Raw genomic sequence first — 2,352 nt, forward strand, 5'->3', positions numbered from 1 at the left:
CCCTCGCCCGGCACCAGCACGCCCAATGGCACGGTGCCGGCCGGCAGCCCCGGCGGCCGGCCCTAGCGGGTGGGCTTTGCCAACTGAGAAACGAAAACGTCATGCTGCGCCGGTTGCAGCATGACGTTTGCTTTTAGCGCTTAATGCTTTTTTAACCAAGCCCCGCCCGGCTACTCCCTACTTTTGCCCCGCCACCTGCCTCGCCTCGATGACCGATAAGCTCCGCCCAACTTCTGCCGCCGACAGCCCCGAAGACGACGCGCATTTCCTGCAGCGCCTGCAGCCGGGCCGGCTGATTCTGCCCGTAGCCATCGGGCTGGGCGTGGTGGGGTTCATGTTCTGGCGCAGCTACCAGCCCGGCGACCTGGCCCCGCTGGCCAACGCCCGCTGGGAGTGGCTGCTCATCACGCTGCTGGTGCTGCTGGCCCGCGATTTCGGTTACATCTACCGCATCCGGCACATCGCTGAGCGTGAGCTCAACTACCGCCAGAGCCTCGACGTGATTATGATTTGGGAGTTTGCTTCCTGCGTGCTGCCCTCGGCGGTGGGCGGCACGGCGGTGGCCTCGTTCATTCTGCACAAGGAGGGCATCAACTTCGGCAAGTCAATGGCTTACGTGATGGTGACGGCCCTGATGGACAACTTGTATTACGTGGTGATGGTGCCGCTGGTCGTGCTCATTGCCGGGGCCGGCCTCTACCCGCACGAGGCCCTGCAGGGTGGCTTCATTGCTACGCTGCGGGTGCTGTTTGTGGTGAGCTACGTGGCCGTGACGGCCTACGCCGGCCTCATGCTCTACGCTATTTTCATCAACCCGCGCTCGGTGCGGCGGGTGCTGGTGCGCCTGTTCTCGATGCTGGTGCTGAAGCGCTGGCGGCGTAAAGCCTACCACCACGGCCAAGAAATGGAGCGCGCCTCGGTGCAGCTGCGCGGCAACCCGGCCATCTACTGGTGGCGGGCGGCGGCCAGCACGTTCTTCGTCTGGACGGCGCGCTACCTCGTCATCGGCTGCCTCATCGCCGCCTTCGTGCCGATGAACACCGAAACCTTCCTGTTCATTTTCGCCCGCAACCTCACCTACAAGGTGCTGCTGCTGCTGGCCATCACGCCCGGCGGCGCGGGCATCGTGGAGGGCGCGTTCCCCACGTTCTTCGGCAAGTTCATCGGCACGGCCACGCTCACCAGCTTCATGGTGCTGCTGTATCGGGTCGTGACGTACTACCTCTACCTCGTGCTGGGCAGCATCTTTCTGCCCCGCTGGGTGGCGCGGGTATTTGCCAAGCGGCCCGACAAAGCGACTACGGCTTAGCCGGCGCGGCGGCAGCTTCGGCCAGCGCCGACGGCCGCTGATAACGGCTCCAGAACTCGGGATGATATTCGGGCTTGGGCAGCGTCGCCGTCTCCTTATACACATCGCCAACCGTCATTTCGGCCTTGGAAAGGATGGGCGGCGTGCCCGCCGGCAGCCCCGTGAAGTACTCGGTGCAGGTCGATTGCCGGTAGAATGCCGGCCCGCCCAGCGTGCGGCCAACCGAGAGGTTGCGCCCTACGCTGCGCCGCACGTGGTAGCGCCCGGTAGCATCGGCCAGGTAATCCACCACGTGGTCAGTGCGGTCAGTTGTCAGCAGGTTGGGGTAGAGGCTGGCCCGCATATTGGGCTTGCCGTACCACTCGCGGGCCGCCCGGTTGATGTAGGCCGTGTCGCTCTGCCACAGCGCTTCGTAGCGCGTCACGGCGTAGTTGCGCTGCTGCACGTAAAGCCGCCCCGAGTATTCCGACGTGAGGTACGTGCCAGTGCTGCGATGATTTGCGTGCTTGGCCGCGAAGCTGATAAGGTACACCGTCTGGCCCGCGCGCTCCACCACGCTGTCGAGGTGCAGCTGAAACTTGCGCAGCGTGCCCGAATTGAACAGCGGCGAAGTCCGTACCGGGTCGGCCGAGCTGGCATCGAAGGCCTGCCCGCCCTGCTCCGAAAACAGCTTTTGCGATTTCGCAAAACTCTTGGTCGAGTGAACCTCCTTGGTCAGTTGCTGCGGCACTGCGCCCAGCATCAGGAAACCGCCGGCCCAATGATGGTAGCCCGCCGGCACGAAAAACTGGGCCACGCTCTCATTATCGAAAGCCAGCGTGTCGAAGTTGGTGGTCTGGCGGTGCGTATACAACTCGGCCGAGTAATGTTCCGTCTCGTAGTTTTTCGGCAGCGCGGCCAGTACCTTCTTCATAATCTTTCGCGGGTCGAGGCTTTCGCCCTGCACTTGCACGCCCGCCAGCTCGTAGGCCGACGGCCGCAGGTACACCGTGAGGCCGCCGGCCGATGCGGCTGCGGTGGCCGTGGCGTAGCCCACGCTGCTG

At 64.3% G+C, this 2,352-nt stretch carries 2 protein-coding genes; one reads left to right on the forward strand and one right to left on the reverse strand.

The window, feature by feature from the left end; genetic code table 11:
- Window positions 1–208: 208 nt before the first annotated feature.
- Window positions 209–1,309, forward strand: coding sequence for a lysylphosphatidylglycerol synthase transmembrane domain-containing protein (locus tag ACYVDE_RS20460; protein ID WP_460503387.1), 1,101 nt, complete (start codon window positions 209–211; stop codon window positions 1,307–1,309).
- Here ACYVDE_RS20460 and ACYVDE_RS20465 read toward each other — a convergent pair.
- Window positions 1,299–2,352 (reverse strand): hypothetical protein (locus ACYVDE_RS20465; protein WP_460503388.1); only part of this gene is annotated, 1,054 nt, incomplete at its 5' end. The two genes, ACYVDE_RS20460 and ACYVDE_RS20465, sit on opposite strands and share 11 nt — an antisense overlap.

The organism is Hymenobacter agri (assembly GCF_054778495.1).